We start from the raw sequence: 26,202 nt of genomic DNA on the forward strand, positions 1-26,202 counted from the left end.
CAAATATGAGGGATCAGGAGTTAGTTGACGGAAACTGAGTATTCCCGGATATGCGACGATGTTCATTTCCTTCTTCCCGCGCCCCAAGCTTTTCTTCTCATCCGTGCTTTTGTGGAGTCTTCTGGCTATTTTGGGCTGGTATGAAGGGGGAGCAAACCTCGGTCATCTGATAGGGCTCCCACCGGCTGCTGCAGATGCCGCACCGATCATTGGTGCGCGCATTTTCTGGTCTGCACCTTTTGTGTGGTTCTATATCTATTTTGCGGTTGTCGTTTTCGCCTTCTACGCCTTCTGGTCATGGTTTTCACCGCATCAATGGCAGCGCTGGTCAATATTGGGTTCAGGTCTCATCCTGTTCACGACCTATTTTAGTGTTCAGGTTAGCGTCGCCGTGAATACCTGGTATGGGCCGTTTTATGACATGGTTCAGAAGGGACTAAGCACACCGGGAGCCGTGACGGCGGCGGACTTTTATTGGGGAGCACTGGATTTTGCCGGGATTGCTTTTCTGGCAATCTTCATTGGTGTGTTGAGCATGTTTTTTGTCAGCCACTACATCTTTCGCTGGCGCACCGCGATGAACAGCTACTACATGCTCCATTGGCAAAAACTTCGGCATATTGAAGGTGCTGCGCAGCGTGTTCAGGAAGATACAATGCGTTTCTCCACAACGCTGGAGCAGCTCGGTGTCAGCCTCGTAAAATCGGTTATGACTCTGATTGCCTTTTTGCCGATTCTTTTCACGTTCTCTGAGACGGTCAACGAACTGCCGATTATTGGCGTTATTCCCCATGCACTGGTTTGGGCCGCTATTGGTTGGGCGTTGTTTGGTACCGGCTTTCTGGCGCTTGTGGGCGTGAAACTACCGGGACTGGAATTCAACAACCAGCGTGTGGAAGCGGCTTATCGAAAAGAATTGGTCTATGGTGAAGACCATGCGGATCGTGCAGAACCTGCAACGATGCGCGAGTTGTTTTCAAATGTGCGCCACAACTATTTCCGGCTTTATTTCCACTATGTCTATTTTAACGTTGCCCGCATTTTCTATTTGCAGGCGGATAATATTTTCCCGCTTCTGCTGCTGATACCATCGATTGTGGCAGGCAAGCTGACATTGGGTCTGATGAGCCAGATAACAAATGTTTTTGAGCAGGTGCGCGGATCGTTCCAGTATCTCGTCAATTCATGGACGACAATTATTGAGCTTCTGTCAATCTATAAGCGTCTGCGTGGTTTCGAAGCAGTTATTCATGGTGAACCGTTACCGACGCTCGATCAGGAAAACCTTGGCCTGACGTCATAATGCCTGCGATTTGCTTTCGGGCGGGTTGCCGCCCGGAGCACCAATGCTGTTGAGATAATCATTATAGGTTGTGCATTTGACATCTTGCTTGTTGCAGACTTCGGATACCAGTCGCTCCATTGCGCGCCAGTAAGCGCCGTCATTCATCAGCACAAAGTGAAAGCCGAGCTGAAGCGGAATGCGCTCGCCATTATATTGTTTGTCGAACGCGGCACGGAATGCCTTATAGGTGCGTTCCTCAAACTGTGCAGCCTGTGCTGGCGCTTCCTTACCCTTGGAGTGGCGGACATACAGATTGTAATCCATTCCTACGATAGGCCGCTGTGATGGACCTTCAGGAATAAGCGGCAGTCCAAAAGATGCAAAAGCGCCATCGATCTTTGGCACTTCCGGTCCGCGTGTAATGGATGATGCCTGATAACGGAACCCTTCCGATTTCAGTGCATCCTGCACAGGTTTGGATGCGGCAAGATAGGGCGCACGAAAGCCATTAATGCCGTGGCGTGCGAGTTCCTGCCAGCCTTCTGGCTCCCCTTCAACGCCGTTGTCCTTGTATGCGTCGGCCGTAATGCGACGGAATTCTTTGATTTCTTTATCCCAGTCTGCGGTTGACCAATTGGTGCCGTCAAAATGGCCGCAGCCATGGCTGGCAATTTCATTGCCTTCCAGATGCGCCTGCCAGATATTGCCAAGCCGCGTTACAACTTCATCATGGCTCAGCGCAAAACCGACATTGGATGCACCAGCGCTTTTGCGTGGCGGATGGTAGTCGCGGCGGTTTTTCCTTTCCATCAGGAAGACGCAGGACAGGAAATAGGTGAAATGCGCATTGTTGTTTTTCGCGAGTTCCCGTGAGCGTGTCCAAAGCTTGTTGTCATGCGCACCATCAAAGGAAATCAGCACATATTGCGGCTTGGACGTTTCCGCCTGAACTGGATTTGTGACAAAGGCAAGTGATGCTGAAAGGGCGACAATGGAAGAAAGAACACGCATGGGATGATGAACGCCACTGAGGGGGGAAAGGTTGCCTCCATAGCTGTTGAATAAGGCAAAGCTCGGACACAAATACAGATTGTTCGGGTAAGGTGCAGCTTATTTCACTCTCGGGTCTTACATATGGCGCGAATTCCGATTAAAAGCGCCAGAACATACAATTTAAGATCAACGGTTTTAAGAGCGCGGCTTATAAATTGCGCTCCACTCAGAGTGGCAGGTCCATGGCAGACGACAGTTTCATCCGCGAGGTAAACGAGGAACTCCGTTCGGAACGGGCGAAACAGGTTTGGAAAAACTTCGGCCCCATCGTCATTGGTGCGGCTGTTGCAATCGTCATCGCTACGGCTGGCTGGGTTGGTTATCAGCACTGGGCTGAAAGCAAAGCGTCGGCTTCGGGCGACAAGTTCCTTGCAGCGCTTGATCTGGCCGCAGCCGGCAAAAATGATGAAGCGATTGCAGCGCTCGACGATCTGGAAAAGACGGGTTACGGTTCTTACCCGGTTCTCGCGCGTCTGCGCTCGGCTTCGGTGCTTGCTGCCAAGGGTGATGTTGCCGCAGCTGTAGCGGCCTTTGACGCCGTTGCAGCCGACAATGCCGTCCCTGCGCCTATGCGCGACATTGCGCGTCTTCGTGCAGCCTATCTGCTGGTTGATTCCGGTTCTTATGATGACGTCGCAAAGCGTGTTGAAACGCTTTCGGCAGATGGCAATCCAATGCGCTCCAGTGCGCGCGAGACGCTTGGTCTTGCTGCCTGGAAGGCAGAGCGTTTTGACGATGCCGTCAAGCTCTATCAGCAGATTGCCAATGATACACTGGCCCCGGCGAATATTCGCCAGCGCGCCAATACAATGCTTGATCTCATGCGCGGCGCTGGCATCACTGTGCCAGAGGCTCAGGGCTGAGCTACACTAATTTCGGAGTAATACGAACCTATGGGTTTCACTCTCGCCATCGTCGGGCGTCCCAATGTCGGCAAGTCCACACTGTTTAATCGCCTCGTCGGCCGCAAGCTGGCGCTGGTCGATGACTTGCCGGGCGTTACGCGCGACCGGCGCATTCATGATGCAAAGCTCTACGATCTGAAGTTTCAGGTCATTGATACGGCTGGTCTGGAAGATGCCGCCAATGACAGTCTGGAAGCGCGTATGCGCGCACAGACCGAGGCCGCCATTCAGGAGGCCGATGCAATCTTGTTTGTGGTCGATGCCAAGGCTGGCATTACGCCAACGGATGCAACATTTGCAGAACTTGTCCGCCGCTCGAACCGTCCTGTCGTTCTGGTTGCCAACAAATCGGAAGCACGGGGCGCGCAGTCGGGTCTTTACGACGCTTTCCAGCTTGGTCTGGGGGAGCCGTGCCCGATTTCCGCTGAACATGGTCAGGGCATGCCCGATCTGCGCGATGCGATTGTCGAACTCCTGGGCGAAGAACGCGTTTTCGCGGATGAACGCGAAGAGGAAGAAGCCGACGAAGTCTTCACACCGAAGGCGGTTGGCGAGCTGATCGGCGACGACATCGAAGATCCGGATGAAGAAGATATTCCGGCTTACGATACAAGTAAGCCGCTGCGCATTGCCATTGTCGGACGTCCGAATGCGGGCAAGTCCACGATGATCAATACGATGCTTGGTGAAGACCGTCTGCTGACTGGACCCGAAGCGGGTATCACCCGCGATTCGATTTCCGTTGACTGGGAATGGCGTGGCCGCAAGATCAAGCTCTATGACACCGCTGGTCTGCGTCGCAAATCACGGGTGCAGGAAAAGCTTGAGAAGCTCTCGGTGGCCGATGGCCTGCGTGCTATTCGCTTTGCGGAAGTTGTGATCATCGTTCTCGATGCGACAATCCCGTTTGAAAAGCAGGATTTGCAGATTGCCGATCTGATTATCCGCGAAGGTCGTGCCCCGATCATCGCGTTTAACAAATGGGATCTGATCGAAGATCGTCAGATGGTTCTGGCTGATCTTCATGAAAAGACGGCACGTCTGCTGCCGCAGGTGCGTGGTATCCGCGCTGTACCGATCTCTGGCGAACGCGGTCAGGGTCTTGACAAGCTGATGGAAAACCTTGTCAAAACCCACGAGATCTGGAACCGCCGTATCTCGACGGGTCGTCTCAACCGCTGGCTTGCGGGCGTGATCGCACATCAGCCGCCACCGGCTGTTTCTGGTCGCCGCCTGAAGGTCAAATATATGACGCAGGTAAAGACCCGCCCTCCGGGCTTTGTCGTGAACTGTTCGCGCCCGGATGCGATGCCACAATCTTATGTGCGCTATCTGGTCAATGGTTTGCGTGAAACGTTCGACATGCCGGGCGTTCCGATCCGCCTGTCGCTGACGACATCGGAAAATCCATTTGCGGGTCGCGCAAAGAAGAAGAAATAAGCAAAAGCCCGGTCGCAAAACCGGGCTTTTTATTTGTGACTTCTTTACCCGAAGACGCCACCTTCATCGGCATCGACAGTGATCGACAAGGTCACATGGCGCGGGCGGGTGAGGGCAAACAGAACCGATTCGACGATATCGCGGTTGGTGGCAGCTTGGCCCTTTTGCCGCTTAGCTGAGGCTTCCCAGTTGTCTTCGAGCGGCGAGGCATCTTCCAGATAAGGTGGATGCACGATGATAGAACGAACCGGCGTTCCAGCCAGTTTCTGCCGCAGACCGTCTGCCAGTGCCGCCTGTGCGCGCTTTGCAGCATAGAACGGCACGGAAACCGTCTGCAATGGTGCGTTGGATAGGCCGCTGATCGAGCCGATGGTCACAATATCCGGTCGCGCGGATGCGTTGAGAAGCGGCAGCAGTCCCTGCGTGAACAAAAATGTTCCGGTGACAGCAGCATTGATGACACCCGCAACCTCCGCCTCTGAATAGTCTTCCTGCCGGTCTTCAAGCCACATCGCACCATTGTTGATGAGAATATCGATTGCGGAGGACTTTGCCTTTAGGGTTTCAATTGCTTTGGCGACACTGGCATTGTCGGCGAGATCGACCTCAACAGTTTCGACCTTTCTTCCGGTATGTTCCGTAATGCTTTGCGCCGTCGCTTCAAGTGCTTTGACGCTGCGTCCGCAAAGCACCACATCGCATCCGGCTTCAGCCAGCGAAAAGGCGAGAGCAGCCCCCAGACCACGTGCAGAACCGGTTATAACTGCGGTTGTGTTTTCAAAGCGGGACATAGAGGCTCCTTTCAATAATCAATTCTGATTGCCTCTTATTCAAGTTTCTTGCCTTGAGAAACTCTAATCGGTCTGCTACGCCGCCGCCTCCTGAAATTCCCCAATACCAGAGGCAGATTATGACGATAGTGAGCGAGAGCCAGTTCAGCGGTGTCACGATGGGCATCGATTTTGGCACGACAAACACGGTCCTGTCGCTGGCTTCCCCCGATGGTTCGACAGCGGTGCTGAGCGTGCCGAAAGATGGCGTGGACATTACGGGCTATCGTTCGATTCTCTGTTTCTGGCAGGATCGCGAAACTGGTGAGCGCATCACCGAAAGCGGTCCATGGGCGATGGATGCTTTTGTGAATGCGCCGCATTCGACCCGTATGCTGCAATCGTTCAAGACTTTCGCAGCTCAGAAATCCTTCACTGACACGCCCGTGTTCGGCAAACGCTTCAAGTTTGAAGATATTCTCGAGACATTTCTTCAATCGGTCGCAGCACGTCTTGGGGATCGCCTGCCGCCAAAGGGCAATCGGGTTGTCATTGGTCGTCCGGTTATCTTTGCGGGCGCAACGCCCGATGAAGCGCTTGCTATGGAGCGCTATGAGAAAGCGTTCCGTGCTTTCGGCTTCACCGATATTCACTATGTCTACGAGCCGGTGGCAGCGGCCTATTTCTACGCACAGGAACTCAAGGCCGAATCGACCGTTCTGGTCGCCGACTTTGGTGGCGGTACAAGCGATTTTTCGATCGTCCGCTTTGATGTTGGACCAGATGGCTTGAGCTTCACGCCATTAAGCCAGACGGGTCTTGGCATTGCTGGCGATACTTTCGATTATCGCATTATCGATAATGCCGTGTCGCCACTGCTTGGCAAGAATGGCGAATACAAATCCTTCGGCAAGCGCCTGCCGATACCGCGCCATTATTATGCGAACTTCGCACGCTGGAACACGCTGTTCCTGATGAACTCGCCCGCCACCATTCGCGCGCTGACTGATCTCGCGAAGAACGCTGTCGATCCAGAACCCTTGGAACATTTTATCAATTTGATCGAGAATGATTACGGCTATGAGGTTTATCGTGCCGTCTCCAATCTTAAGGTGCGCCTGTCATCAGAGCGTGCAGCCGAGCTGCATTTCAAGGCGGATGATTTCGAGATTCGCTCCGACGTAACCCGCAATGATTTCGACAACTGGATTGCCGATGACGTTGCCAATATTGAACGCTCCGTCGAGCAGGCTGTTGAAAATGCGGGGCTGACTTTCGATGGTGTCGACCGCGTATTCCTGACGGGCGGCACCTCTTTCGTACCTGCCATTCGTGCGGCGTTTGAGAAACGTTTCCCTGACGCGATGGTTACAAGTTCGAACCAGTTTGATTCGATTGCCAATGGTCTCGCATTGATTGGTCAGAGCGCAGATATTGAACGCTGGGCCGTGAAAGCGGCTTAGGGTGTGATGATGATGGGGGTGCCATTTGGCACCTTCGACCAGATTTCTCGCATTTCAGCGTTGGTCACGCCGATGCAGCCATCGGTCCAGTCCCACAGATGATGCAAGGGTGCAAGCAGACCCCAGCCATTTGGCAGACCATGGATCATGATATTGCCGCCGGGCGAATATCCGCCAGCATCCGCTGCGCTCTGATCTTCCGCGTTAGGGTAGGAAATATGCAGGCTGAGATGCGCCATTGAGCGCGGATTGCGCCAATCGATCATATAAGCGCCTTCGGGTGTCTTCTGATCACCCTCACGCGCCTTGTGTCCGCCATCGCCATTGCCGCCAAGCGCAATACGATAGGTACCGATGACCTCATCGCCGCGCAGCAATGTCATGCGACGTTCACCTTTATAGACCATGATTGAATCGGCTTGCTGTTCAGCGGGCGCTGCGTCAGGCGGCGCACCAGAGCCTATCCGCGCCATGACTTTGGTATAGCCAAACAGAGCAACGGCAATGACGACGATGGCGAAAAGCACTTTTCTGATCATATTGCCCGCTTAATTTCGCTCTGTGGCCTGTTCAAGGCAGTCCGTGATTGTTGTTTTGCAGATGGGCGTGGTTTGGCGACTATCCGGGTTGTCTCGCCAGAGCTTGTAGGTGATCCAGAATTCAACATCCTTATAAGAATAGGTTTTTGCACGTCTGCTGTTGCGGCTGTTTTCCAGTGCCTCCGGCGTTATCACCATATGATAGGCCAGCCGTTTGAACATCCAAGGCTTGTCACCTTTCTTATGCTCGAATAATTCCAGATGGTAATAGGGATCGCTGAATGCAGGATCCGGTCCCTGATGAATGGTGGCCCAGCGCGTAATCTTCGGCGTATCTGCAAGGATGACAGTTCGCGGCGCATTTTCAGCACAAACAAATGAAGTCGCAAAGGGGAGGGTGATGAACCATGCCGCAAATGCGTTGCCGATCTTTTTGCGGATCATTTTAACTACCCCAAATATTTTGTTCTCTCCATTCGATATAGCGCGTTTGTATATGTTATTGATGAGGCTAAAAAAGCAAATAAAAACAAACCTCCTTAGTTGGCATTAATTCAAAATTAATCAATCTTTTCAAATAGTAAACAAGCGCCCGTTAACGTTCCATCAAGGTTAATACTCCATTATTCGCTATAGTTAAGGTTTCGTTGCGAGTGGAGTTTGCGGTGCGTTTTGGTTCCATACGAGCGCTGTTTGGCCGGTCAAAGGCCGTGTCCGAGCCGGTATGGCACTATCCGGTTACGGGCTATTGCCCGGAGGATGGTCGCTATTACGCTGTGCGTGCAAAACCGCGTCAGGTTGTTCACAAGCCACATCGTCTGGTGCCGATCATTCTGGCGGCCGTCACTTACTTGTTCAATTCCAATGCAATTGCGTTTCAGGATATGGCCAGCCTTGTGCCAGCGGCGGACGTGGCGGGTCATCGCTGGACGGCTTTTGTTGCGAAGGCTCCCGTCGGCTCGCTGCATCAGGCAGAAATGCCTTTTGTGGATGCAACGACTGTAACGGGCAGCATTTCCAGCGGCGGTATTGAAGTTCCGGGTATTGGACGTGTGGCTCTATCGGGCGGCAAGAAAACGGCCAAGCTCGGCGTCGATGATCCAAACCCCGATGAAAACCGGATCAATCGCTCCGATAAGACAAACCGCCTTGTTTCTGTGAAGCCGAAAGCGCCGGCACGGTCTTTCAATGCAGGCAGCATGTTTGAGAAAATCAGCATGATCACCGCGCCACGTGAAAAGATTGATGCGCGCATGGCCTTCTCCAAGTCCAGTGTCGAGGGCAAGGAGGTCGAGATCGCAATGGCGTTTCATGCAGTCAAACCACCCAAACCCAAGCCGAATCTACCGGTCCAACTGGCAAAACTCATCAACAATGATCAGCCCGACGTTCTCGCGTTGGGCTATGCGCCTTCTAAGCCTGACTATGGCAAAACCTCTCCCTTCGAGAGCATCCTGACACCGGAAGCCGATAACGGCCGTTTTGTGCCACCGATCAGCGATCAGGACCATGCCTGGGCCGCGACCCCTCTGCCGCCGGAATCATTCGGGACCAAAGAACAAAAATGTCTTGCCGAAGCGGTCTACTACGAAGCACGTGGCGAGACGGTCAAAGGGCAGGTAGCAGTTGCACAGGTTGTGCTTAATCGTGTTCGCAATCCCGCTTATCCGGGCACGATTTGCGGTGTCGTCTATCAGAACCAGAATTGGCTCAATGCTTGCCAGTTTTCCTTTGCCTGTGACGGTCAGAAGCATCGCGTAACCGAGATTCCGCAATGGCGTCTGGCACAACAGGTTGCCAAAACCGTAACCGATGGCCGGATCTGGTTGCCGGAAGTTGGTTCATCCACGCATTACCATGCGACTTATGTCAGTCCTTTCTGGGCGCCGACCATGAAAAAGATGACGAAGATCGGTCTTCATGTGTTCTACCGCACCTATGGCGGCGGCTGGAGTTGATCAGGTTTCTGCCAGCGGTATCACTTTCGGACACATTTAATTGTCTATCGGCTCGCTTGAAACACGAGCACAATGATGAATCTATGTGCTGAGTGTGGCCCAATTCGATTCCAATTTTTCGGCCAAAATGCTGCCTGATATTCCACTTTGAGCGGAAAATGAGTCGCACCAACAGCTAAATATCTGTATTTACAAGAGAAAAAACCTTTTGAAGCAAGTGCTTCACCGCCTTGACTAGCGAGCGGTGTGTCAATATGTTGCGCGCAACTTGGAAATGGGCTTTTAACGCCCGCATTTCTTGCAAAAGGGAGCTGCCAATGACGAGCGGCACTGAGCCGGGAAAGACGCCCGGTGCAAGCAGGAATGTGGATGCTAAAACTGTTTCCGGGGAGTTGGATCAGCGTTTGAATCGCCTTGAGGCCGAACTGGCTAAAAAAGGTCTTCTTAAGCCACCAGCTTCCGAGGATGAGCGATCGGAAACATCCAGTTCTGTCGCCCAGGCCATGAAACTGTCCAGTGAATTCATCGCTGGTATCGTGGTCGGTGCGGTGATCGGTTGGGCTCTTGATCGTTACGCGGGCACATCGCCGTGGGGGTTGATCATCTTTCTCCTTCTGGGCTTTGGTGCTGGCACCCTCAACGTGCTCCGTTCCGCAGGTTATGTCGCCGATCAAGGCAACATTAAGTCTAACGTGGAAAAGAGCGATAAGGAATAAGTCTTCGCGGACATCACGAAAATGTTCGCGTATAGACCTTTGAAACAAGTGGGCGCTTTGCCCGAGACTGAAACGCCTTAGGGCAGGAACGACAGACGAGGTTAAGTTGGCCAACGATCCGATCCATCAGTTCCAGGTATCCCGGTTGATCCCGATCGACATCGGTGGTGTGGACCTGTCGTTTACCAATGTTTCGGCCTTTATGGTCGCAACCGTCGTGCTCGCATCAGGCTTTCTGTATTTTACGTCGTCGAGCCGCGGACTGATCCCAAGCCGTCTGCAGTCGGTTTCGGAAATGGCCTATGAGTTTGTGGCGTCGAGCCTCAGAGATTCGGCTGGTTCAAAGGGTATGAAATTCTTCCCCTTTGTGTTCTCGCTCTTCATGTTTGTGCTTGTCGCAAACTTCATTGGTTTGTTCCCTTATTTCTACACGGTCACCAGTCAGATCATCGTAACCTTTGCACTTGCTTTGCTTGTTATTGGTACAGTGATCATTTACGGTTTCTACAAGCATGGTCTGGGCTTTTTGAAGCTCTTTGTCCCAAGTGGCGTGCCGGGCATCATCGTGCCTCTGGTTGTTGCCATTGAAATCATTTCCTTCCTTTCGCGCCCAATCAGTCTTTCGGTTCGTCTTTTCGCGAACATGCTGGCTGGTCACATCACGCTCAAGGTTTTCGCAGGCTTCGTTGTCTCGCTGAGCTCGCTTGGTGCGCTTGGTATTGGTGGCGCTATTCTGCCTCTGATCATGACGGTCGCGATCACCGCGCTTGAGTTCCTGGTTGCATTCCTCCAGGCCTACGTCTTCACCGTCCTTACCTGCATGTATATCAACGACGCAGTACATCCGGGTCACTAAAGCATGTTGCGGAAAAGTGGTTTGCCGGTTTTCCGCAAACAACATGCATTATGAAAAATTTAAAGCGCTTCGCATCAAAACTATAAGTGATGCGCTTTGAGGTTCTAGCCGGCGGGTTTCCGCCAGAACAGAAATCCGCACTAATTTGCAATCCAGAAGGAGCTTTAACATGGAAGCGGAAGCAGCAAAGTACATCGGCGCCGGTCTCGCCTGTTTCGGTATGGCCGGTACGGCTCTCGGCCTCGGCAATATTTTCGGTAGCTATCTCTCGGGCGCACTGCGTAATCCATCCGCTGCTGACAGCCAGTTCGGCCGTCTGGTATTCGGTTTCGCTGTGACAGAAGCTCTGGGCATCTTCTCGCTGCTCATCGCGCTTCTGCTCCTCTTCGCTGTTTAATCAACAGTTGCAAGAAACTGGCCTGCCGCGATCTGTATCTTGAAATGCAGCGCGGCTGGCCTTTGCATATGAAGTCTGAGTGAGCATGTTTAAAGCCGGGAATTGTTTCCGGTAAGAATATGCTGGATTAAAGGGGAAATCTGGATGTTCGTGTCCACGGCGTTTGCCCAAACCGCCACCGAATCGCAACCGGCACCAGCTGCTGGCGAGCACGGCGCAGCCGATGCTGTGCACACCGAAACCGGGGTCGCGCACGATGCCGGACACGGCAGCGGCGTATTCCCGCCGTTTGATTCCACCCACTACGCATCCCAGCTTCTGTGGCTGGCGATCACGTTCGGCCTTTTCTATCTGTTTCTGTCGCGTGTGGTTCTTCCGCGCATCGGTGGCGTGATCGAAAATCGTCGTGACCGCATTGCTCAGGATCTTGAGCAGGCTGCCCGTCTCAAGCAGGATGCTGATAACGCGATTGCTGCTTACGAGCAGGAACTGGCTGCTGCCCGCACCAAGGCTGCTTCGATTGCTGAAGCTGCCCGTGAAAAAGGCAAAGGCGAAGCTGATGCTGAACGTGCCGCTGCTGAAGCAGCCCTAGAAGGCAAGCTCGCTGAAGCAGAAGAACGTATCGCAGCCATCAAGGCCAAGGCCATGAGCGATGTCGGTACGATCGCTGAAGAAACCACGTCTGCGATTGTTGAGCAGCTTCTGGGAACCAAGGCCGACAAGGCTGACGTGACCGCCGCCGTCAAAACCGCAAACGCCTGAGGAGACGAAAATGGATTCAACATTTTGGGCGCTTGTTGCGCTTATTCTCTTCATCGCTCTGATTGTTTACCTGAAGGTTCCTGGCATGATCGGTCGCTCACTCGATGAGCGCGCTGAAAACATCAAGAAGGAACTTGAAGAAGCCCGTACCTTGCGTGAAGAAGCCCAGCAGCTTCTTGCTGAATATCATCGCAAGCGCAAGGAAGCGGAAAAAGAAGCCGGCGACATCGTTGCCGCTGCTGAACGTGAAGCCAAGGCTCTGCTCGAAGACGCAAAGCGCGCGACCGAAGAATATGTCGTTCGCCGCAACAAGCTTGCTGAGCAGAAGATTGCAACTGCTGAAACCGATGCAATCAATGCCGTGCGTGCTTCAGCTGTTGATCTGGCTGTCGCCGCTGCTGGCAAAATCGTTGCCGACAAAGTCGATGCAAAGGTTGCGGGCAACCTGTTCAAGGATGCACTTGGTCAGGTAAAGACAAACCTGAACTAAGTTCAGTTTTTATAGAGTTTTGAAACGCCGCCTCAAAAGGGCGGCGTTTTTTTTGCTTTCTCATGTCATGCTATTTGCTCCCAAAAAAGAGGATTTTGACGGGGCGATTTGCTCCCGTTACGTTGAGGTCGGGTGGAAAGTCAGACTCTATGGGAAACATGCATGACGAATGAAACGGAGCGCCTTTCGCAGGGCAAAGAGATATTTTCAAAGATACATAGTGAGCTCGGCGATAAAGGGTTGAGTGCCTTTGGTGATATTGCACCAGACTTTGTTCGCTACGTATATGAGTTTGCCTACGGTGACATTTATGGGAACTCAGACCTAGATTTAAGAAGTCGTCAGATCACGACATTAGCTGCGTTAACCGCACTCGGTCATGCTGCGCCACAATTGAAAGTGCATATCGTGGCGGCGTTGAATAACGGGCTTACGCAAAAAGAGATTGTTCAGATAATTATTCAGCTGGCCGTATATGCGGGCTTCCCCGTTGCTTTCAACGGCTTGATGGTGGCGAAAGAAGCATTTGCTGAATATGACCAAAACAAACAATAAAAAGGCATCTTTGTTGCTTGATTATAGATTGCTCCATGCCTCGCATGCCAATCGACCATTCTTGGACAGACTGTTAATCCTATAAGCCAAAACGACCCTTGATGGGCGCGAAAGTGTAGCGGTGGATTCCAGGTTGTGGTCCACCGGCTTCAATTGCATTGCGATGTTTTAGCGTTCCGTAACCGGCATGAACCTCAAAGCCGTAGACTGGATGCACTGCTCCGGCACGTATCATCATGCGGTCTCGCGTAACCTTTGCGACGATGGATGCAGCGGCAATAGAAATCGAGCGCTGATCGCCTTTTACCAATGCCGAGCCGGGACAGGATAGGCCCGGTGGAACATCGCGTCCATCGATCAATACGTGATCGGGGCGAAGTGTCAGTCCCATGAAAGAACGGCGCATAGCTTCGAGGGCCGCTTTGCGAATGTCGCTGGCATCAATGCTGCGCGCACTCAGGCTCGCAACGGAAACACTGATCGCTTTGGCCAAAATAACATCATAGAGCGCATCACGCTTGGCCGCCTTCAGCCTTTTTGAGTCATCAAGTCCCTTTGGCAGATCATTGGGATCAAGCACAACCGCTGCTGCAACAACCGGTCCTGCGAGCGGTCCACGACCAGCTTCATCAATGCCAGCAATATGCTTGAGCCCTCGCGCCAGATATTTTGTCTCTTCCGAGAAGTCTGGAGCAAGCGGAATTTCAAAGAGGAGCGGAGAATCAGAACTTAAGCGTTTCATTTGGCGGAAATGTTCGCACTGCTTCTGATTCTCCGCAAGGTCCCTGCCGAGGATATTGGCGTAAAAGCAGGGGCCTTCCGTCCGAAAAAATCAGACGGAGATGGAACGCACAACTGACAACTCATGCACACATAAACTTTAACGTATTATCGGAACCAGAACGCTACAGTATCGCGCTCTGATATTCAGAATTTAGAAAAGCGAAAGCTGCTTCCCATTTTTTTCGACGGGTTCAAACAGGTCTGTACGCAACGGAATACGCTTTGAATTAAAGCCGAGCTTGCGTGCGCTAATTTCGAAACGGCGCCCGATCTGCCATGCATAGGGACCAGTGCCGCGCATACGTTTTCCCCATTCCGCATCATAATCCTTGCCGTCGCGCATGGAGCGTATAAGTGACATCACATGGCGATAACGGTCGGGATAATTGCGCAGCAGCCAGTCCTTGAACAAAGGTGCGACCTCGAGTGGCAGGCGAAGCAATACATAGCCCGCTTCACGTGCACCTTGTGCGTAAGCTGCATCCAGAATGCGTTCAATCTCATGATCATTGATGCCGGGAATAATCGGCCCCATCATGACACTGGTTGGAATGCCGGCTTCTGTGAGTTTATGAATGGCTTGCAGACGCAGCGTCGGCGTTGAAGCACGCGGCTCCATAGTGCGCGCAAGCGTGGCGTCCATGGTTGTGACGGACAGCGCAACTTTTGCCAGGCCTTTTTCAGCCATACGGCTCAAAATATCGATGTCACGCACGACCAGAGCCGATTTGGTAACAATGCCAACCGGATGGTTGGCTGCTTCCAGCACTTCAAGAATTTCGCGCATGATGCGCCATTTTTTCTCGATCGGCTGATAAGGGTCTGTGTTGGTGCCGATAGCGATCGTCTTTGGTTGATAGCCCGGCTTGGCCAGCTCGCGCTCAAGCAGACGCGGCGCATCCGGCTTCGCAAACAGTTTCGCTTCAAAATCAAGGCCTGCAGACAAGCCCATATAGCTGTGCGTCGGGCGTGCGAAGCAATAGATGCAGCCATGTTCGCAGCCGCGATAAGGATTGATCGAGCGGTCAAAGCTGATGTCAGGCGAATCGTTGCGTGTGATAATCGTGCGTGGCTTTTCAACCTGCACGTCGGTCTTGAAGGCAGGCAAATCTTCGAGCGTTTCCCAGCCGTCATCAAATTCATGGCGTGTGGTGGGTTCGAAGCGTCCGGTTGGATTGATGCCTGCGCCGCGCCCGCGTCGGCGGGAGTGATCAATGCGCAGGCCAGCTTCACTGACAAGCGCGTTGGCGTGATCTGCACGTCCTGCTCCGAATGCTGCCTGATCTGCCTGCTGGATGATTTCCATAACCGACTCTTTCGTTTTCTATGTTCATCCTATCGCAATGATAAGAACAAAGCAAGAACACAAAATCTTGAGCCGATATAATAAAACACCGACGTGATCACGCACGCCGGTGTCTGGGGTATTATATTAGTTGCGTGGCTGCTTCTTTGGGGGACGGCCTTGATTATGGCCAGGCTTGCCCGGGCCGCCGGGTCCACCCGGACGGACCTCATTTGGTTTGCCTGGGCCGCCAGGACGACCGGGGCGGTTTGCTTGCGGCCTATCAGGACGACCCGGACGATGTGTTGCCGGGGGCTTGCCGGGACGGTGAGGGCCATTGTTCCAATGCGGCGGTCTTGGCGGCGGTGGCCGATGCCAGCCGTGCTTGTTGGAGCTGAGAATTGCCGCTGCAATCAGCGGGATGCCGATTGCAACTGCAGCAGTTCCAAAATTGTTGGAGTTTCTGGCCGACCCCTGCGAGAAGGCCAGATAATTGGACGATGCCCACCCGAGGCGACCGCCGTAATCGACCTGACACCAGTTATAGCCAGTCGTGCAGCCAAGCACGTCAATGCCTGCACCATTTGGAATCGCACCAATTACCGGGTAGTTCGTACCCGGACCCGTACGCACGTTCAGATTGGTTGTCGCTATGGCATTCGCTGCCTGTGCAACGGGTGCTGCAAGCATGGCCGTTGCCAGAACAATCGATGTAAGAGCTACCCTCATCCGCTCACTCCACAAAATATGGGGTTCATAACAGAATGGACTAAATCACTTTGTTTGCTGATTTCATATGTTATTTTTGGCTTATAATTAATACTAAAGAATGGAATGAATATTTGCGTTGCGCTGCTTTAGCAGGCAGCCTACTGTGATATAGAAAATAATGATTTCAGTTTTGCTCGTCACAAATAATTCTGAAAAAGCTTTGGCACAGACACTGGCCGGGTTGGTGCCTGCTGTTGTTGATGGGCTTTTGCGCCGCGTTATCGTCGTTGATCAAGGCTCGACAGATGATACTAAGCTCGTAGCAGAAGGCGCGGGTTGCGCGTTTTATAATGAAGACAATTTATCTGAGGCATTTCGGGAATTGCGAACGCACTGGTTGCTTCTTTTGCGGCCCGGAGCAACATTGCAGGATGAATGGATAGATGCGGTGGGCCGTCATTTGGCGGTCAGCAATTCTGCCGCGCGCTTTACATTGCCTCAAGAGGCCCGCTCCGGACTGCTGGGAAAGCTCTTCACCAGCAAACCCTCTTTAAACGCCGGATTGCTGATAAAGGCCGAAACGCTCAGGCCATTTCCATCGCGTTTGGACGAGCTTGAAGATTTGCCGCGTCAGTTGAAGCCTGTGCTATTATCGCCTTGCATTGTACTTCCAAATACAACAAAAGGCGGAGCCTGAGGGCTTCGCCTTTTTGTATGTTACCGGCTTGTGCCGATATTAGTTCTGGTAGCTTGATGGCGATGCGTCACCAAAGCGATGAGCCGAACCGTCCTGATAGGTCTTCTGGCCAATCGAAGCGGTGGCCGTGCGATCAACCGGCTGCGAAGCAACGGGTGTACGGTCATTGGCATAAAGATCAGCTGGGGTTCCCACATTTGGGTTTTCAGCGAAAGCAGCACCGGCGCTAAGGGCAACGGCTACGGCAGCGAGAGCAAACTTTTTCATTTTTCTATTCCTTTTCATAATCGCCCTTTGGATGGCATCAGTGCTTCCGGGGCACCGGGGTGGCGCCAATGCCATCCACCGGGGAGATAACTGGGTTGCCGTTCGGACTGTTCCGTCAGGCAGGATTGTTCACAAATTCGGTATTAGTTCTGAAAGCCCGAAGGCGATGCGTCGCCAAAGCGATGAGCGGAACCATCCATGACCGTAGCTTTGCCGATCGAAGCAGTTGCAGTGCGGTCAATTTGCTGAGCAGCGACTGGTGTGCGGTCATTGGCATAGAGATCGGCAGGGGTGCCCACATTTGGGTTTTCAGCGAATGCAGCGCCAGCGCTCAGAACAACAGCAACAGTAGCAAGAACAAACTTTTTCATTTTCTATCTCCTTGGATTGTGAAGCGGCGATGTGTTCGTCGTTTCGATGATCAAGAGATAGACCTTTCAATCGGCTGCGCATAGCCAGCGTTTGGTTCACGCATTGTATCTAAAATGGTAGACAATAAACCCTTGAAACCAGAGAATTGTTCTATAGGCAGCTATTTATTCAAGTATATGTGAACAGTATGAGGTGGGAAAGTGGCTGTTTTCGTCACTGCGCAGACGGGGCCGTATGGCTTGAAACCACAAACCAGTCAGGCTTATGCGAAAGGATACGCGATGCAGCTGTGTCTGCGCTCTGCTGGTCTTTAAAGATGGCAAAACAGGTTGCACCAGAACCAGACATTTGGGCAAAAAGAGCGCCATGGGTGTGTAAAATTGCAAGCGTATCGCTGATGTGCGGGGCAATTGATAGCGCTGCGGGCAGAAGGTCGTTTCGGGTTGAACTGAGATAGGTGCAGATGCTTTCAATGTCGCAAGGAACGCGGGACGGGAGAGGGGGATTGTCTCGCTTTGTCAATGCACGGAAGACATCCGGCGTTGCGATGGCAGTCCCGTCATTGACCAGCAGCATGGGGAGTGATGGCATTTGCGGTATGGCGCTCAGCTGTTCACCGATGCCGCATGCTATAAGTGGCGCACCATGGGCTGCACCATGCAGGCACATGGGCAAGTCCGCGCCGAGGCTGAGACCAAGTTCGGCGAGTGTTGCGTGATCAAGGCCAAGCTGCCAGATTTCATTGAGTGCGAGAAGCGTTGCCGCCGCATCGCTTGAGCCTCCGCCAATGCCCGACGCAACTGGGAGTCTTTTTTCAAGATGGATCGCAACGGGTGAAAGCTTGCGCTCTGTATGAGATCGTAATGCATCCCGCGCTTTGATAACCAGATTGCCGCTATCAAGCGGTATGCCGTGAGCAAAGCGCCCGCCAATGCTGAAGCTATCTTCATCGGCTTCCCCAACAGTGATGCGATCGCCGTAATCAGCGAACACAACCAGCATGTCGAGCAAATGATAACCGTCATCTCTGCGCCCTGTCACATGCAGCGCGAGATTAATCTTGGCCGGAGCAGTGTAGTGAACCGTTTGCGCGGCCTGAGCTTTGTTATGCATTTTAAAGGTAAGTCAGGACTAGTCTTTTTTGACGTAGTATTCGCCGGTTTTCGGATCCTGAACCAGAGTACCGTGCGCGCGGTTCTGCGCTTCTTTTTCTGCGCGGCGGACGCGCTGCGTCACGCGGACTGCTTCGCGCTTGAACGAACGATAGCCGTACCAGGCGGCAGCGAGTATCAGCAGCAGAAAGATAAGCTGGGGCATGACCTCTAGTCCTCAGGCTGTCATACGATCCCGAAATGCCTTTTCGGGATCACACAGGGAAACTTAGTTGGAAGAACCATAACACTAATTTGCAGGATTATGCATCATATCATGGTCAAATGGTGAATTTTAAAGACCATATCGCGCCCAAAGCGCTTTTTCTTCAGCAACGGACAGAAGGCCGTCGCCGAGATTAGCCGCAATAGATGCTGGATCAAGGCCGTTAAGCGCGATTTCGACGCCGGGTGCTTTGCGTCCGAGCAGTCCGCGCTTGGGTTCGATGAGTTTGAGCTTTACCTTGTCGCCATAAGTCTTGCGCAGGAAGCTGCGCATATCGCCAAGCCCGTCAACGAGGCCGAGTTCCTTGCCCTTGGTGCCTGTCCAGAACATGCCGGTGAAAAGGTCATCATTGTCTGCCAGCTTGCTGCCACGGCGCTCTTTGACCATGTCGATAAAAGTCGCATGAATTTCCAGCTGAAGCGACTTGAGACGCTCAATATCGGCTTCTTTTTCCGGCTGAAATGGATCAAGCACGGCTTTGTTCTGGCCAGCAGTATAAACACGACGTTCAACCCCGATTTTCTTGAGCAGCTCCGGGAAACCGAATGAGGCTGAAACAACGCCGATGGAGCCGACGATTGACGAAGGATCAGCAATGATTTCGTCGCCCGCAAGCGCGATCATATAACCGCCGGATGCCGCAGCATCTTCGACAAACACGAAAACACGTTTCTGATGATCGTCTGCGAGATCGCGTATGCGGCGATAGATCAGGCGAGACTGTACGGGTGAACCGCCGGGCGAATTGATCGAAATGGCAACGGCTGGCGTTTCTTTGTCGCTAAAGGCCTTTTCCAGCACACCGGAAGCGCTTGCGAGCGAAAGCGACGGACGTAGCGATGAGCCACCGCTCATAATGGCGCCATGCAGACGCACAACAGGAATTTCAATTTCTTTTTTGCGAAAACGGCGCGGAATGAAACGGCAAAAAATCCCGGACAAATTAAACTCCAACTTGAAAATTCACGTTGCAGCGAATGTAGGAAGCAATTGTGCAAACACAAAGAGAAATGCCCGGAATTTCGTTCCGGGCATTGAATATTCGTTATTTTTTTGGCTTTGCCAGCATCCGAAGCAAGACATAACCGCATATCGCAGAAAGCGCCGAGCCGGTGAGGACGCCAATTTTCGTCTCGGCCTGCAACAATTCTGACGGATAGGACAAAAGCCCGATGAAAATGCTCATGGTGAAGCCGATGCCGCACAGGATTGCAACGCCATAAAACTGCGCCCAGCTTGCGCCCATCGGTTTTTGCGCAAAGCCCGCTTTAATTGCGAGCCATGCCGCACCAAAAACGCCGATCTGTTTACCCACAAAGAGGCCGAGCATGATGCCGAGCGGCAGCGTGTCGAAGATGATAGACGGCGTCATGCCGGTAAAGGAAATGCCCGCATTGGCGAAACCAAACACTGGTACGATGAAGAAGGCAACCGGCTTGGCCAGCGCATGTTCCAGCGTATGTAGGGGCGATGTCATATCATCCGGCTTGGCCTTGGCAGGTTTTAGCGGGATCATAAGTGCTGCAACAACGCCAGCGACCGTGGCGTGTACGCCGGAATTAAAGACCAAGAACCACAATAGAGCTGCACCAACCAGATAGGGCAGCAAGCGGGAAACGCCCATGCGGTTCATTGCAAACAGCACGGCTGCGGTTGCGAAGGCTGCACCCAAATAAGGCATGGAAATTTCAGCGGTGTAGAAGATCGCGATGATGACAACCGCCGCGAGATCATCAAGAATCGCAAGCGTTGCCAGAAAGACTTTCAGGCTCGACGGCACGCGCGATCCAAGCAGCGATAAAACACCAAGCGCAAAGGCAATGTCGGTTGCGGAAGGCACGGCCCAGCCGCGCACTTTTTCCGGGTCGCCATAATTGAAGGCAACGAAAATCAGCGCAGGCACGATGACGCCGCCAGCAGCGGCAATACCGGGTAAAATGCGATTAGGCCAGCTTGCGAGTTGGCCATCAAGAAACTCACGCTTGATCTCAAGTCCGACCAAAAAGAAGAACACGGCCATCAGTGCATCATTGATCCAGTGCGACAGGCTGAGCGGACCAATATAAAAATGCAGCGCCTCGAAATAGGCTTTTGAGAAAGGCGAATTAGCGACAATCAGTGCTAGGCTCAGGACTCATTGCTTTCCGAGCCAGAATATAACGGCTGCTGCAAGATCTATTGCTGCACGGAACACAATCGGGCAGCGATCATAACGGGTAGCAATTCTTCGCCAGTCTTTCAGTCTGCCAAACATGATTTCGATACGATTGCGTCGCTTGTATCGACGTTTGTCATACTTAATAGGCTTCTTACGGTTTTTGCGACCCGGGATGCATGGCTTTATCTCTTTGTCTTTTAACCGTTTTCTGAACCAGTCGGCATCATAGCCTCTATCAGCAAGAAGCCAGTCGACCTTCGGTAACGTCTCAATTAAGGCTGCAGCTCCGGTGTAGTCGCTGATTTGTCCCGCCGTGACGTGTAACCTGATAGGGCGACCCTGCGTGTCGGTGACGGCGTGCAACTTGGTATTCATGCCACCTTTTGTCCGGCCGATCAGCCGTCCACCATCCCCTTTTTTAGCCGTAGGCTTGAGGCCGTGCGGTGCGCTTTCAAATAGGTCGCATCTATCATGACAGTCTTTCCGACCGACGACTTGGAAGACAGGCCTTCAAGTATTTGAGCAAATATCCCCTTGTGACACCAACGGTTCCAACGATTATAGAGCGTTTTAGAGGGCCCGTATTCTCGAGGGGCATCACACCACCGTAACCCATTACGAAGAATGAATATAATTCCACTCAAGACACGCCTGTCATCAACGCGTGGACGTCCATGGCTCTTGGGAAAAAAGGGCCGAAGGCGTGACATTTGCCCTTCGCTCAGCCAGTAAAGATTGCTCATCGTTCAGTCTCCTCAAGAGAAACTGAATCAGCTCTTCATTCTCAAATCAATAGGTCCTGAGCCTAACGCAGCCGCAGCCATAAGCACGATGCCGCCAGAAGATTCGTTATCCAGAAAACGGCGCATAATGGAGACAGGGCGGGCGGATTTTGGATGTGACGTCATTCTTCTTCTTTTCAGGTTATTTCTGGAGCGCCCACTTCATAGAGCATGAGATTGCGATCCGTTATGCCAAGCTTTGGCCATTTAGAACGCCATTTCTCTATGTGGTCTGAGATGAAGTGTTTGTCCAGTGAAACCCGATCGCGCCAGAGCTCTTTTACATGAATGAGACTTGGTTGAAGTATGTCCTGAGAATAGGTGTACTCGATACAGCCATTTTCCGCGCGGCTTGCTTCAATCATTTGCTGCATGACTGGACGCGCTTCATCAAGTTTTTCAGCGGGCAAGCGTATCGTTCCAATGATTAGCAGCATTTATTTGTTTTCCTCAAGCAGCGACGTCTGGCCATTGCTGATTGCTGTGGCACGTTGCGTAAACGCATTGCCCTTATCGCCGTGCAGAACAAGCGCTGGCATAAGCGAAAGACCCGCCCGGCTGCCGCGGACGCCGGTAATCACAATGCGGATTGCAGCGGCATCGGGGCGCGGCAGGATTGGAATGATTTTCAAGCCGCCAAAACGCCGCTCCATTGCACTTAATATCGGCGCAAGCGAAGCAGGGCGTGCGATAATCGAGACGCTGCCGCCGGGGCGGAGCAAAGCCGATGCCGTGCGCAGCCATTGGTCAAACATACCTTCAGGCATGACATGGGCCTCGGCTTTCACGGGGTCGGGCGTTGCGCGGTCGCTGGCTTCGTTGAATGGCGGGTTCATGATGACATAATCGAAGCTGTTATCGATCAGTCCCGCTTCCGCGCGTGCTTTGCCGGTGAGCGCAACATCGGCCTCAAGAATATCAATGCGATCACGCAGGGTCGCATTCAGCGGATGGTTAACGCTTTTGTGCGCAAAGTTGAGCATGAAGCCGGAGCGTTCAATAAGCGTCACGCGTGCATCCTTGCAACGGGCCGCAACAGCGAGACCTGCAGCACCAGCGCCGCTGCCAAGATCAGCAAGGCACCCTTTGAAGTCACCCGGTACACTGCTTGCCAGAATCATCGCATCCACGCCCGAACGATGGCCTTTCATCGCGGGTTGCACGAGATGAAAAGCGCCACGATGAAACACATCGATGGTTTCTTCTCTTGGCTCAGGCACTCTATTTGCCATTGTCTCTAAGTTCATGTTCCAGACCAGCATCAATCAAGTAGCGTCTGGCTTCATTTACGCGGTCTTCTTCGACCAGAAAACGTCTCGGTATAATACCGAGTGAACCTTCAAGAATGCTCATATTGGTATCAGCGATGAAATAGACGATACCAGCTTCTTTCATCAGAGCTTCAGCAACTGACAGCAAAACGGAATCATTTGTGCGTATAAGTTCAATCATTTCGACACTGTGTATTCAATAGACCGCATTGACAACTGCCTCCTTCAATGGTGAACAGGCTCTGAATAAAAAAGCTTGGGCGTTGCAGGGGCTGTAAGCCACCTTGAGCGTTCTGATCCACGCACATAGTGTGGTCAGCAGCTAGGAGTAACGGAATTGGGTGTGGTTTTGAATCTTGACGGGAAAACGAAGCGGGAAGGATCGGTTCAGCCACTGGTCGATCTGACAAAGGCTGATATGGGTCGTGTAAACGAACTGATCCTGTCACGCGCCGGCTCCGATGTTGAGATGATCCCGGAGGTGGCAAACCACCTGATTTCATCCGGCGGCAAGCGCCTGCGCCCCATGATGACACTCGCAAGTGCACGCATGTTTGGCTATGAAGGCGATGGCCACGTCCGTCTCGCCACTGCTGTCGAATTTATGCACACAGCAACGCTGCTCCATGATGATGTGGTCGATGAAAGCGATCTGCGTCGCGGCAAAAGCACCGCACGCATGATATGGGGCAATCAGGCAAGTGTTCTCGTTGGCGACTTTCTGCTCGGTCAGGCGTTCAAAATGATGGTCGATGTCGGCTCGCTTGACGCGCTTGATGTGCTTGCAACTTCTGCTTCGGTCATTGCCGAAGGTGAAGTCATGCAGCTTGCTGCCGCCAAGAATATGGAAACCTCCGAAGACGAATATCTGGCAGTGATCAAAGCAAAGACTGCGGCGCTGTTTTCGGCTGCTGCGGAAGTTGGTCCGATCATCGCGGATGCAAAGCCGTCGGATCGTACAGCCCTTCGTGATTATGGCCTTTACCTCGGCCTTGCGTTCCAGCTCGTTGACGATGCACTTGATTACGGCGGCTCGGCTGCTGATCTTGGCAAGAACACAGGCGATGATTTCCGCGAAGGCAAGATTACACTGCCAGTTATCCTGAGCTATCGTCATGGCTCTGATGAAGAGCGCGCTTTCTGGAAGCAGGCTATCGAAGAAGGTGCGAGTGATGACGCATCGCTCGAAAAGGCTATTGGCTTCATGCTGAAGCACGGCGCTATTGCGGAAACCGTTCAGCGCGCACGTGACTTTGGTGAAATGGCCCGCGATGCTTTGGCCCCATTGAAGGCGTCTTCTGAAAAGGATGCACTGATTGAAGTCATCGACTTCTGCATCAGCCGGGTGAATTAAGAACATTGTTAAAGTTTAAGAAAAGCATCCATCACGGATGCTTTTCTTGCGCTTGGACCCCAAAAAGGCCATGCTTGAAGTTCCTCTGAGTAGGGGTGCTTATACGGAATCGGAAAGAGGACTGGGCTTTATGCGGCAGGGATCTAAACGTCGTCCGCTTTACGGACTGCTTTTTCTGGCTTTGGCTGGAGTGGCGATTCCGTCCAATGCGGCACTGGCTAAAACGAGTATAGATCCGGCCCCGCAAGTCCGCGCGGGCTCTTTTGCAGGCGCTTATCTTGCTGCGCTTACAGCTGAATCTGACAACAATATTTCCGCAGCTGTCGATTTTTATCGGCAGGCTATGGCTTTTGATCCGAGCAATGATCTTATCAAGCAAAATTTGCTGTTGGCATTGCTCACTGAAGGTCGTTTCAAGGAAGCGTTGCCCATTGCTGAAGAGCTGAAAGATCAGCCAGAGATTGAGCGCTTTTCTCGCGTCGCGCTGGCAATTGATGCGATTTCCAAAAATCAGTATCGCAAGGCCGAGCCATTGCTGATGCTCTCGGTGAAGTCCGATATGGACGAACTCGCGACCGACCTTATCGGCGCATGGGTGAAGGTCGGGCAGGGAAACGCAAAAGAAGCGCTTTCCGATGTCGTCAATATCAAAGGGCCGGAATGGTACAATCTGTTTCGCATCTATAATGCCGCAATGATTGCCGATGTTGCAGGTCTGAGGCAGGATGCGCGAAACTATTACCAGCAGGCGGTTGATGATCGTGCGGGTGGCGCTGCGGCTCCGGATACTTACGAACGTATTGTCATGTCTTACGCCTCATTTTTGTTGCGTCGCGGCGACAGGGCAGGGGCTATCAAGCTGCTCAAAGACGCTGAAGAAGTCCTCAACGGTCGGATCACCATCACCGCATTGCGTGAAAAGCTTGAGGACGGCCAGAGACATCGCCGTCTCGTTAACAATGCGCAGCAGGGCGTTGGCGAAGTGCTTTATACGCTTGGCACCGCGATCAATCGCGGTGGCGCAGAAGCTTTTGCCAAGCTTTATCTGCAAATGTCGTTGCCATTGCGCCCGGACAACGACGCCACGCTTTATCAGCTTGGTGATATTTCGGCCAAGTTGCGCCAGCCAGAACAGGCTGTTCGATATTATGCGCGTGTGCCGGAATGGTCACCTTACCGGCGCGATGCCGAGATGCAGCGCGCGCTCAATCTCGCTGAAAATGAAAAGACTGGCGATGCAATCGGCCAGCTTAAAACGCTGCTAAAGCGCGATAAGACGGATATCCGTACCTATCTTGCATTGGGCGGCGTCTATGCGCAGGATAAGAATTTTGCCGATGCTGCAAAAATCTATGATGCGGCTGTTGAGCAAATTGATAAGCCTGAGCGCAAGGATTGGCCGGTTTTCTATCAGCGCGGCATCGCACATGAACGGCTGAAAGAATGGGATCAGGCGGAGCCAAATTTCCGCAAGGCGCTGGAGCTTTATCCTGACCAGCCACAGGTGCTCAATTATCTTGGCTATTCGTGGGTGGATCGCGGTGAAAACCTTGATGAAGCCTTGGGCATGATCAAGAAGGCCGTAGAGCTCCGTCCGCAGGATGGCTATATCGTCGATTCGCTTGGTTGGGCTTATTACAAGCTGGGCCGTTATCCGGAAGCAGTCGTTGAGCTTGAAAAAGCCGTGAAATTGCGCCCGGAAGACCCGACGATCAACGATCATCTTGGCGATGCTTACTGGCGGACGGATCGTCAGCTGGAAGCGACGTTCCAATGGAACCATGCCATTGCTGGCAAGCCTGAGCCGGAAGAACTGATCAAGATCGAAGAAAAGCTGAAAAAGGGCCTGGCGCCGGATCCGAACCCTTCTGAGGCGCGGGTTCAGGATAAGAGCCTTACCCCGGCAAAGACGCCCGAAAGCAAAACCGAATAGTTTTCAAGCCCGGAAGTCTTATC

At 52.7% G+C, this 26,202-nt stretch carries 31 protein-coding genes; 14 read left to right on the plus strand and 17 right to left on the minus strand.

What is annotated here, in order from left to right; all coding sequences use genetic code 11:
* Window positions 1-58 precede the first annotated feature (58 nt).
* Window positions 59-1,303: a peptide antibiotic transporter SbmA gene (sbmA, locus tag U2P60_RS11680; protein WP_413572765.1), complete on the plus strand. Its 1,245-nt coding sequence runs from the start codon at window positions 59-61 to the stop codon at window positions 1,301-1,303.
* On the opposite strand, the gene U2P60_RS11685 is transcribed toward sbmA, so the two are convergent.
* Window positions 1,298-2,296, minus strand: coding sequence for a polysaccharide deacetylase family protein (locus U2P60_RS11685; protein ID WP_413572766.1), 999 nt, complete (start codon window positions 2,294-2,296; stop codon window positions 1,298-1,300). The two genes, sbmA and U2P60_RS11685, sit on opposite strands and share 6 nt — an antisense overlap.
* 224 nt (window positions 2,297-2,520) lie before the next feature.
* Between U2P60_RS11685 and U2P60_RS11690 the strand changes: the two genes are divergently transcribed.
* Window positions 2,521-3,201 (plus strand): tetratricopeptide repeat protein, encoded by a 681-nt coding sequence (locus U2P60_RS11690; RefSeq protein WP_413572767.1) that lies wholly within the window; start codon window positions 2,521-2,523, stop codon window positions 3,199-3,201.
* A gap of 30 nt (window positions 3,202-3,231) precedes the next feature.
* Window positions 3,232-4,683, plus strand: a complete 1,452-nt coding sequence (der, locus tag U2P60_RS11695; protein ID WP_413572768.1) for a ribosome biogenesis GTPase Der — start codon at window positions 3,232-3,234, stop codon at window positions 4,681-4,683.
* Between the two features lie 44 nt (window positions 4,684-4,727).
* Here the strand turns inward: der and U2P60_RS11700 are convergent, their stop codons facing one another.
* A complete protein-coding gene (locus U2P60_RS11700; RefSeq protein ID WP_413572769.1) occupies window positions 4,728-5,474 on the minus strand; it encodes an SDR family oxidoreductase in 747 nt (248 codons plus the stop codon).
* A 119-nt stretch (window positions 5,475-5,593) separates the two neighbouring features.
* Between U2P60_RS11700 and U2P60_RS11705 the strand changes: the two genes are divergently transcribed.
* Complete coding sequence (locus U2P60_RS11705) at window positions 5,594-6,916, plus strand: Hsp70 family protein (RefSeq protein WP_413572770.1); 1,323 nt, start codon at window positions 5,594-5,596, stop codon at window positions 6,914-6,916.
* Here U2P60_RS11705 and U2P60_RS11710 read toward each other — a convergent pair.
* Both U2P60_RS11710 and U2P60_RS11715 read right to left on the minus strand, forming a co-directional pair.
* A complete protein-coding gene (locus U2P60_RS11710; RefSeq protein ID WP_413572771.1) occupies window positions 6,913-7,455 on the minus strand; it encodes a L,D-transpeptidase family protein in 543 nt (180 codons plus the stop codon). The genes U2P60_RS11705 and U2P60_RS11710 overlap by 4 nt on opposite strands.
* Before the next feature lie 9 nt (window positions 7,456-7,464).
* Window positions 7,465-7,899 (minus strand): DUF5086 family protein, encoded by a 435-nt coding sequence (locus U2P60_RS11715; protein ID WP_413572772.1) that lies wholly within the window; start codon window positions 7,897-7,899, stop codon window positions 7,465-7,467.
* Window positions 7,900-8,120: 221 nt separating this feature from the next.
* On the opposite strand from U2P60_RS11715, the gene U2P60_RS11720 reads away from it, so the two are divergent.
* From U2P60_RS11720 to U2P60_RS11750, 7 genes are all read left to right on the plus strand, one after another.
* Window positions 8,121-9,413, plus strand: coding sequence for a cell wall hydrolase (locus U2P60_RS11720; RefSeq protein WP_413572773.1), 1,293 nt, complete (start codon window positions 8,121-8,123; stop codon window positions 9,411-9,413).
* 317 nt (window positions 9,414-9,730) lie between these two features.
* Entirely contained in the window at window positions 9,731-10,129 is a 399-nt protein-coding gene (locus tag U2P60_RS11725) for an AtpZ/AtpI family protein (protein WP_413572774.1), read from the plus strand.
* Between the two features lie 106 nt (window positions 10,130-10,235).
* Window positions 10,236-10,985 carry a F0F1 ATP synthase subunit A gene (locus U2P60_RS11730; RefSeq protein WP_413572775.1) on the plus strand — a complete coding sequence of 250 codons (750 nt, stop codon included), beginning with the start codon at window positions 10,236-10,238 and terminating at the stop codon, window positions 10,983-10,985.
* A 169-nt stretch (window positions 10,986-11,154) separates the two neighbouring features.
* On the plus strand, window positions 11,155-11,382 hold the full coding sequence (locus tag U2P60_RS11735) for a F0F1 ATP synthase subunit C (protein WP_007632966.1): 228 nt from the start codon (window positions 11,155-11,157) through the stop codon (window positions 11,380-11,382).
* A 144-nt stretch (window positions 11,383-11,526) separates the two neighbouring features.
* Window positions 11,527-12,144, plus strand: a complete 618-nt coding sequence (locus U2P60_RS11740) for a F0F1 ATP synthase subunit B (RefSeq protein WP_079211543.1) — start codon at window positions 11,527-11,529, stop codon at window positions 12,142-12,144.
* Between the two features lie 10 nt (window positions 12,145-12,154).
* Window positions 12,155-12,634 carry a F0F1 ATP synthase subunit B gene (locus U2P60_RS11745; protein ID WP_313828006.1) on the plus strand — a complete coding sequence of 160 codons (480 nt, stop codon included), beginning with the start codon at window positions 12,155-12,157 and terminating at the stop codon, window positions 12,632-12,634.
* A 162-nt stretch (window positions 12,635-12,796) separates the two neighbouring features.
* Window positions 12,797-13,189: a carboxymuconolactone decarboxylase family protein gene (locus U2P60_RS11750; protein WP_413572776.1), complete on the plus strand. Its 393-nt coding sequence runs from the start codon at window positions 12,797-12,799 to the stop codon at window positions 13,187-13,189.
* 79 nt (window positions 13,190-13,268) lie between these two features.
* Here the strand turns inward: U2P60_RS11750 and U2P60_RS11755 are convergent, their stop codons facing one another.
* The 3 genes from U2P60_RS11755 to U2P60_RS11765 form a co-directional block, all read right to left on the minus strand.
* Entirely contained in the window at window positions 13,269-13,931 is a 663-nt protein-coding gene (locus tag U2P60_RS11755) for a ribonuclease HII (protein WP_313828008.1), read from the minus strand.
* A 192-nt stretch (window positions 13,932-14,123) separates the two neighbouring features.
* Window positions 14,124-15,278 (minus strand): PA0069 family radical SAM protein, encoded by a 1,155-nt coding sequence (locus U2P60_RS11760; RefSeq protein ID WP_413572777.1) that lies wholly within the window; start codon window positions 15,276-15,278, stop codon window positions 14,124-14,126.
* A gap of 126 nt (window positions 15,279-15,404) precedes the next feature.
* Window positions 15,405-15,986 (minus strand): SH3 domain-containing protein, encoded by a 582-nt coding sequence (locus U2P60_RS11765; protein ID WP_413572778.1) that lies wholly within the window; start codon window positions 15,984-15,986, stop codon window positions 15,405-15,407.
* Window positions 15,987-16,146: 160 nt separating this feature from the next.
* Here U2P60_RS11765 and U2P60_RS11770 point away from each other — a divergent pair, with 160 nt between their 5' ends.
* Window positions 16,147-16,665: a glycosyltransferase family 2 protein gene (locus tag U2P60_RS11770; RefSeq protein WP_413572779.1), complete on the plus strand. Its 519-nt coding sequence runs from the start codon at window positions 16,147-16,149 to the stop codon at window positions 16,663-16,665.
* Between the two features lie 39 nt (window positions 16,666-16,704).
* On the opposite strand, the gene U2P60_RS11775 is transcribed toward U2P60_RS11770, so the two are convergent.
* From U2P60_RS11775 to U2P60_RS11820, 10 genes are all read right to left on the minus strand, one after another.
* Complete coding sequence (locus U2P60_RS11775; protein ID WP_313828012.1) at window positions 16,705-16,932, minus strand: hypothetical protein; 228 nt, start codon at window positions 16,930-16,932, stop codon at window positions 16,705-16,707.
* Window positions 16,933-17,075: 143 nt separating this feature from the next.
* Window positions 17,076-17,303, minus strand: a complete 228-nt coding sequence (locus tag U2P60_RS11780; RefSeq protein WP_413572780.1) for a hypothetical protein — start codon at window positions 17,301-17,303, stop codon at window positions 17,076-17,078.
* Window positions 17,304-17,517: 214 nt separating this feature from the next.
* On the minus strand, window positions 17,518-18,417 hold the full coding sequence (locus tag U2P60_RS11785) for a 4-(cytidine 5'-diphospho)-2-C-methyl-D-erythritol kinase (RefSeq protein WP_413572781.1): 900 nt from the start codon (window positions 18,415-18,417) through the stop codon (window positions 17,518-17,520).
* 18 nt (window positions 18,418-18,435) lie between these two features.
* A complete protein-coding gene (locus tag U2P60_RS11790) occupies window positions 18,436-18,621 on the minus strand; it encodes a hypothetical protein (protein ID WP_007873680.1) in 186 nt (61 codons plus the stop codon).
* Window positions 18,622-18,750: 129 nt separating this feature from the next.
* Entirely contained in the window at window positions 18,751-19,623 is an 873-nt protein-coding gene (locus U2P60_RS11795) for a S49 family peptidase (protein ID WP_413572782.1), read from the minus strand.
* A gap of 103 nt (window positions 19,624-19,726) precedes the next feature.
* Window positions 19,727-20,812 carry a Na+/H+ antiporter NhaA gene (gene nhaA / locus U2P60_RS11800; RefSeq protein ID WP_413573768.1) on the minus strand — a complete coding sequence of 362 codons (1,086 nt, stop codon included), beginning with the start codon at window positions 20,810-20,812 and terminating at the stop codon, window positions 19,727-19,729.
* Between the two features lie 3 nt (window positions 20,813-20,815).
* Window positions 20,816-21,582 (minus strand): IS5 family transposase gene (locus U2P60_RS11805; RefSeq protein WP_279678372.1). Its coding sequence is split into 2 segments (ribosomal slippage): window positions 20,816-21,262 and window positions 21,265-21,582, totalling 765 coding nucleotides; the frame shifts between segments, so codons are not numbered across the junction.
* 176 nt (window positions 21,583-21,758) lie between these two features.
* Complete coding sequence (locus tag U2P60_RS11810; RefSeq protein ID WP_413572783.1) at window positions 21,759-22,058, minus strand: putative quinol monooxygenase; 300 nt, start codon at window positions 22,056-22,058, stop codon at window positions 21,759-21,761.
* Window positions 22,059-22,853, minus strand: coding sequence for a tRNA1(Val) (adenine(37)-N6)-methyltransferase (locus tag U2P60_RS11815; RefSeq protein WP_413572784.1), 795 nt, complete (start codon window positions 22,851-22,853; stop codon window positions 22,059-22,061). It abuts the gene before it with no gap.
* The gene (locus U2P60_RS11820) at window positions 22,843-23,073 is read right to left on the minus strand and encodes a DUF2007 domain-containing protein (RefSeq protein WP_313828017.1); all 231 of its coding nucleotides are present in this window, start codon (window positions 23,071-23,073) and stop codon (window positions 22,843-22,845) included. The genes U2P60_RS11815 and U2P60_RS11820 overlap by 11 nt, the downstream gene beginning before the upstream one ends.
* Before the next feature lie 156 nt (window positions 23,074-23,229).
* Between U2P60_RS11820 and U2P60_RS11825 the strand changes: the two genes are divergently transcribed.
* Together U2P60_RS11825 and U2P60_RS11830 are read left to right on the plus strand one after the other, a co-directional pair.
* Window positions 23,230-24,246, plus strand: a complete 1,017-nt coding sequence (locus U2P60_RS11825; protein ID WP_313828018.1) for a polyprenyl synthetase family protein — start codon at window positions 23,230-23,232, stop codon at window positions 24,244-24,246.
* 130 nt (window positions 24,247-24,376) lie between these two features.
* Entirely contained in the window at window positions 24,377-26,179 is a 1,803-nt protein-coding gene (locus U2P60_RS11830; protein ID WP_413572785.1) for a tetratricopeptide repeat protein, read from the plus strand.
* Window positions 26,180-26,202 lie beyond the last annotated feature (23 nt).

The sequence above is a fragment of the Brucella sp. H1_1004 genome, from assembly GCF_047308065.1.
In the GTDB taxonomy this organism is placed as follows: Bacteria; Pseudomonadota; Alphaproteobacteria; order Rhizobiales; family Rhizobiaceae; genus Brucella; species Brucella pseudogrignonensis_B.

Bases quoted from the DNA above. Each gene is read 5' to 3' on its own strand.
- sbmA (WP_413572765.1), top strand. From the start codon at position 59: ATGTTCATTTCCTTCTTCCCGCGCCCCAAGCTTTTCTTCTCATCCGTG.
- U2P60_RS11685 (WP_413572766.1), bottom strand. From the start codon at position 2,296: ATGCGTGTTCTTTCTTCCATTGTCGCCCTTTCAGCATCACTTGCCTTT.
- U2P60_RS11690 (WP_413572767.1), top strand. From the start codon at position 2,521: ATGGCAGACGACAGTTTCATCCGCGAGGTAAACGAGGAACTCCGTTCG.
- der (WP_413572768.1), top strand. From the start codon at position 3,232: ATGGGTTTCACTCTCGCCATCGTCGGGCGTCCCAATGTCGGCAAGTCC.
- U2P60_RS11700 (WP_413572769.1), bottom strand. From the start codon at position 5,474: ATGTCCCGCTTTGAAAACACAACCGCAGTTATAACCGGTTCTGCACGT.
- U2P60_RS11705 (WP_413572770.1), top strand. From the start codon at position 5,594: ATGACGATAGTGAGCGAGAGCCAGTTCAGCGGTGTCACGATGGGCATC.
- U2P60_RS11710 (WP_413572771.1), bottom strand. From the start codon at position 7,455: ATGATCAGAAAAGTGCTTTTCGCCATCGTCGTCATTGCCGTTGCTCTG.
- U2P60_RS11715 (WP_413572772.1), bottom strand. From the start codon at position 7,899: ATGATCCGCAAAAAGATCGGCAACGCATTTGCGGCATGGTTCATCACC.
- U2P60_RS11725 (WP_413572774.1), top strand. From the start codon at position 9,731: ATGACGAGCGGCACTGAGCCGGGAAAGACGCCCGGTGCAAGCAGGAAT.
- U2P60_RS11735 (WP_007632966.1), top strand. From the start codon at position 11,155: ATGGAAGCGGAAGCAGCAAAGTACATCGGCGCCGGTCTCGCCTGTTTC.
- U2P60_RS11740 (WP_079211543.1), top strand. From the start codon at position 11,527: ATGTTCGTGTCCACGGCGTTTGCCCAAACCGCCACCGAATCGCAACCG.
- U2P60_RS11745 (WP_313828006.1), top strand. From the start codon at position 12,155: ATGGATTCAACATTTTGGGCGCTTGTTGCGCTTATTCTCTTCATCGCT.
- U2P60_RS11750 (WP_413572776.1), top strand. From the start codon at position 12,797: ATGACGAATGAAACGGAGCGCCTTTCGCAGGGCAAAGAGATATTTTCA.
- U2P60_RS11755 (WP_313828008.1), bottom strand. From the start codon at position 13,931: ATGAAACGCTTAAGTTCTGATTCTCCGCTCCTCTTTGAAATTCCGCTT.
- U2P60_RS11760 (WP_413572777.1), bottom strand. From the start codon at position 15,278: ATGGAAATCATCCAGCAGGCAGATCAGGCAGCATTCGGAGCAGGACGT.
- U2P60_RS11765 (WP_413572778.1), bottom strand. From the start codon at position 15,986: ATGAGGGTAGCTCTTACATCGATTGTTCTGGCAACGGCCATGCTTGCA.
- U2P60_RS11770 (WP_413572779.1), top strand. From the start codon at position 16,147: ATGATTTCAGTTTTGCTCGTCACAAATAATTCTGAAAAAGCTTTGGCA.
- U2P60_RS11775 (WP_313828012.1), bottom strand. From the start codon at position 16,932: ATGAAAAAGTTTGCTCTCGCTGCCGTAGCCGTTGCCCTTAGCGCCGGT.
- U2P60_RS11780 (WP_413572780.1), bottom strand. From the start codon at position 17,303: ATGAAAAAGTTTGTTCTTGCTACTGTTGCTGTTGTTCTGAGCGCTGGC.
- U2P60_RS11785 (WP_413572781.1), bottom strand. From the start codon at position 18,417: ATGCATAACAAAGCTCAGGCCGCGCAAACGGTTCACTACACTGCTCCG.
- U2P60_RS11790 (WP_007873680.1), bottom strand. From the start codon at position 18,621: ATGCCCCAGCTTATCTTTCTGCTGCTGATACTCGCTGCCGCCTGGTAC.
- U2P60_RS11810 (WP_413572783.1), bottom strand. From the start codon at position 22,058: ATGCTGCTAATCATTGGAACGATACGCTTGCCCGCTGAAAAACTTGAT.
- U2P60_RS11815 (WP_413572784.1), bottom strand. From the start codon at position 22,853: ATGGCAAATAGAGTGCCTGAGCCAAGAGAAGAAACCATCGATGTGTTT.
- U2P60_RS11820 (WP_313828017.1), bottom strand. From the start codon at position 23,073: ATGATTGAACTTATACGCACAAATGATTCCGTTTTGCTGTCAGTTGCT.
- U2P60_RS11830 (WP_413572785.1), top strand. From the start codon at position 24,377: ATGCGGCAGGGATCTAAACGTCGTCCGCTTTACGGACTGCTTTTTCTG.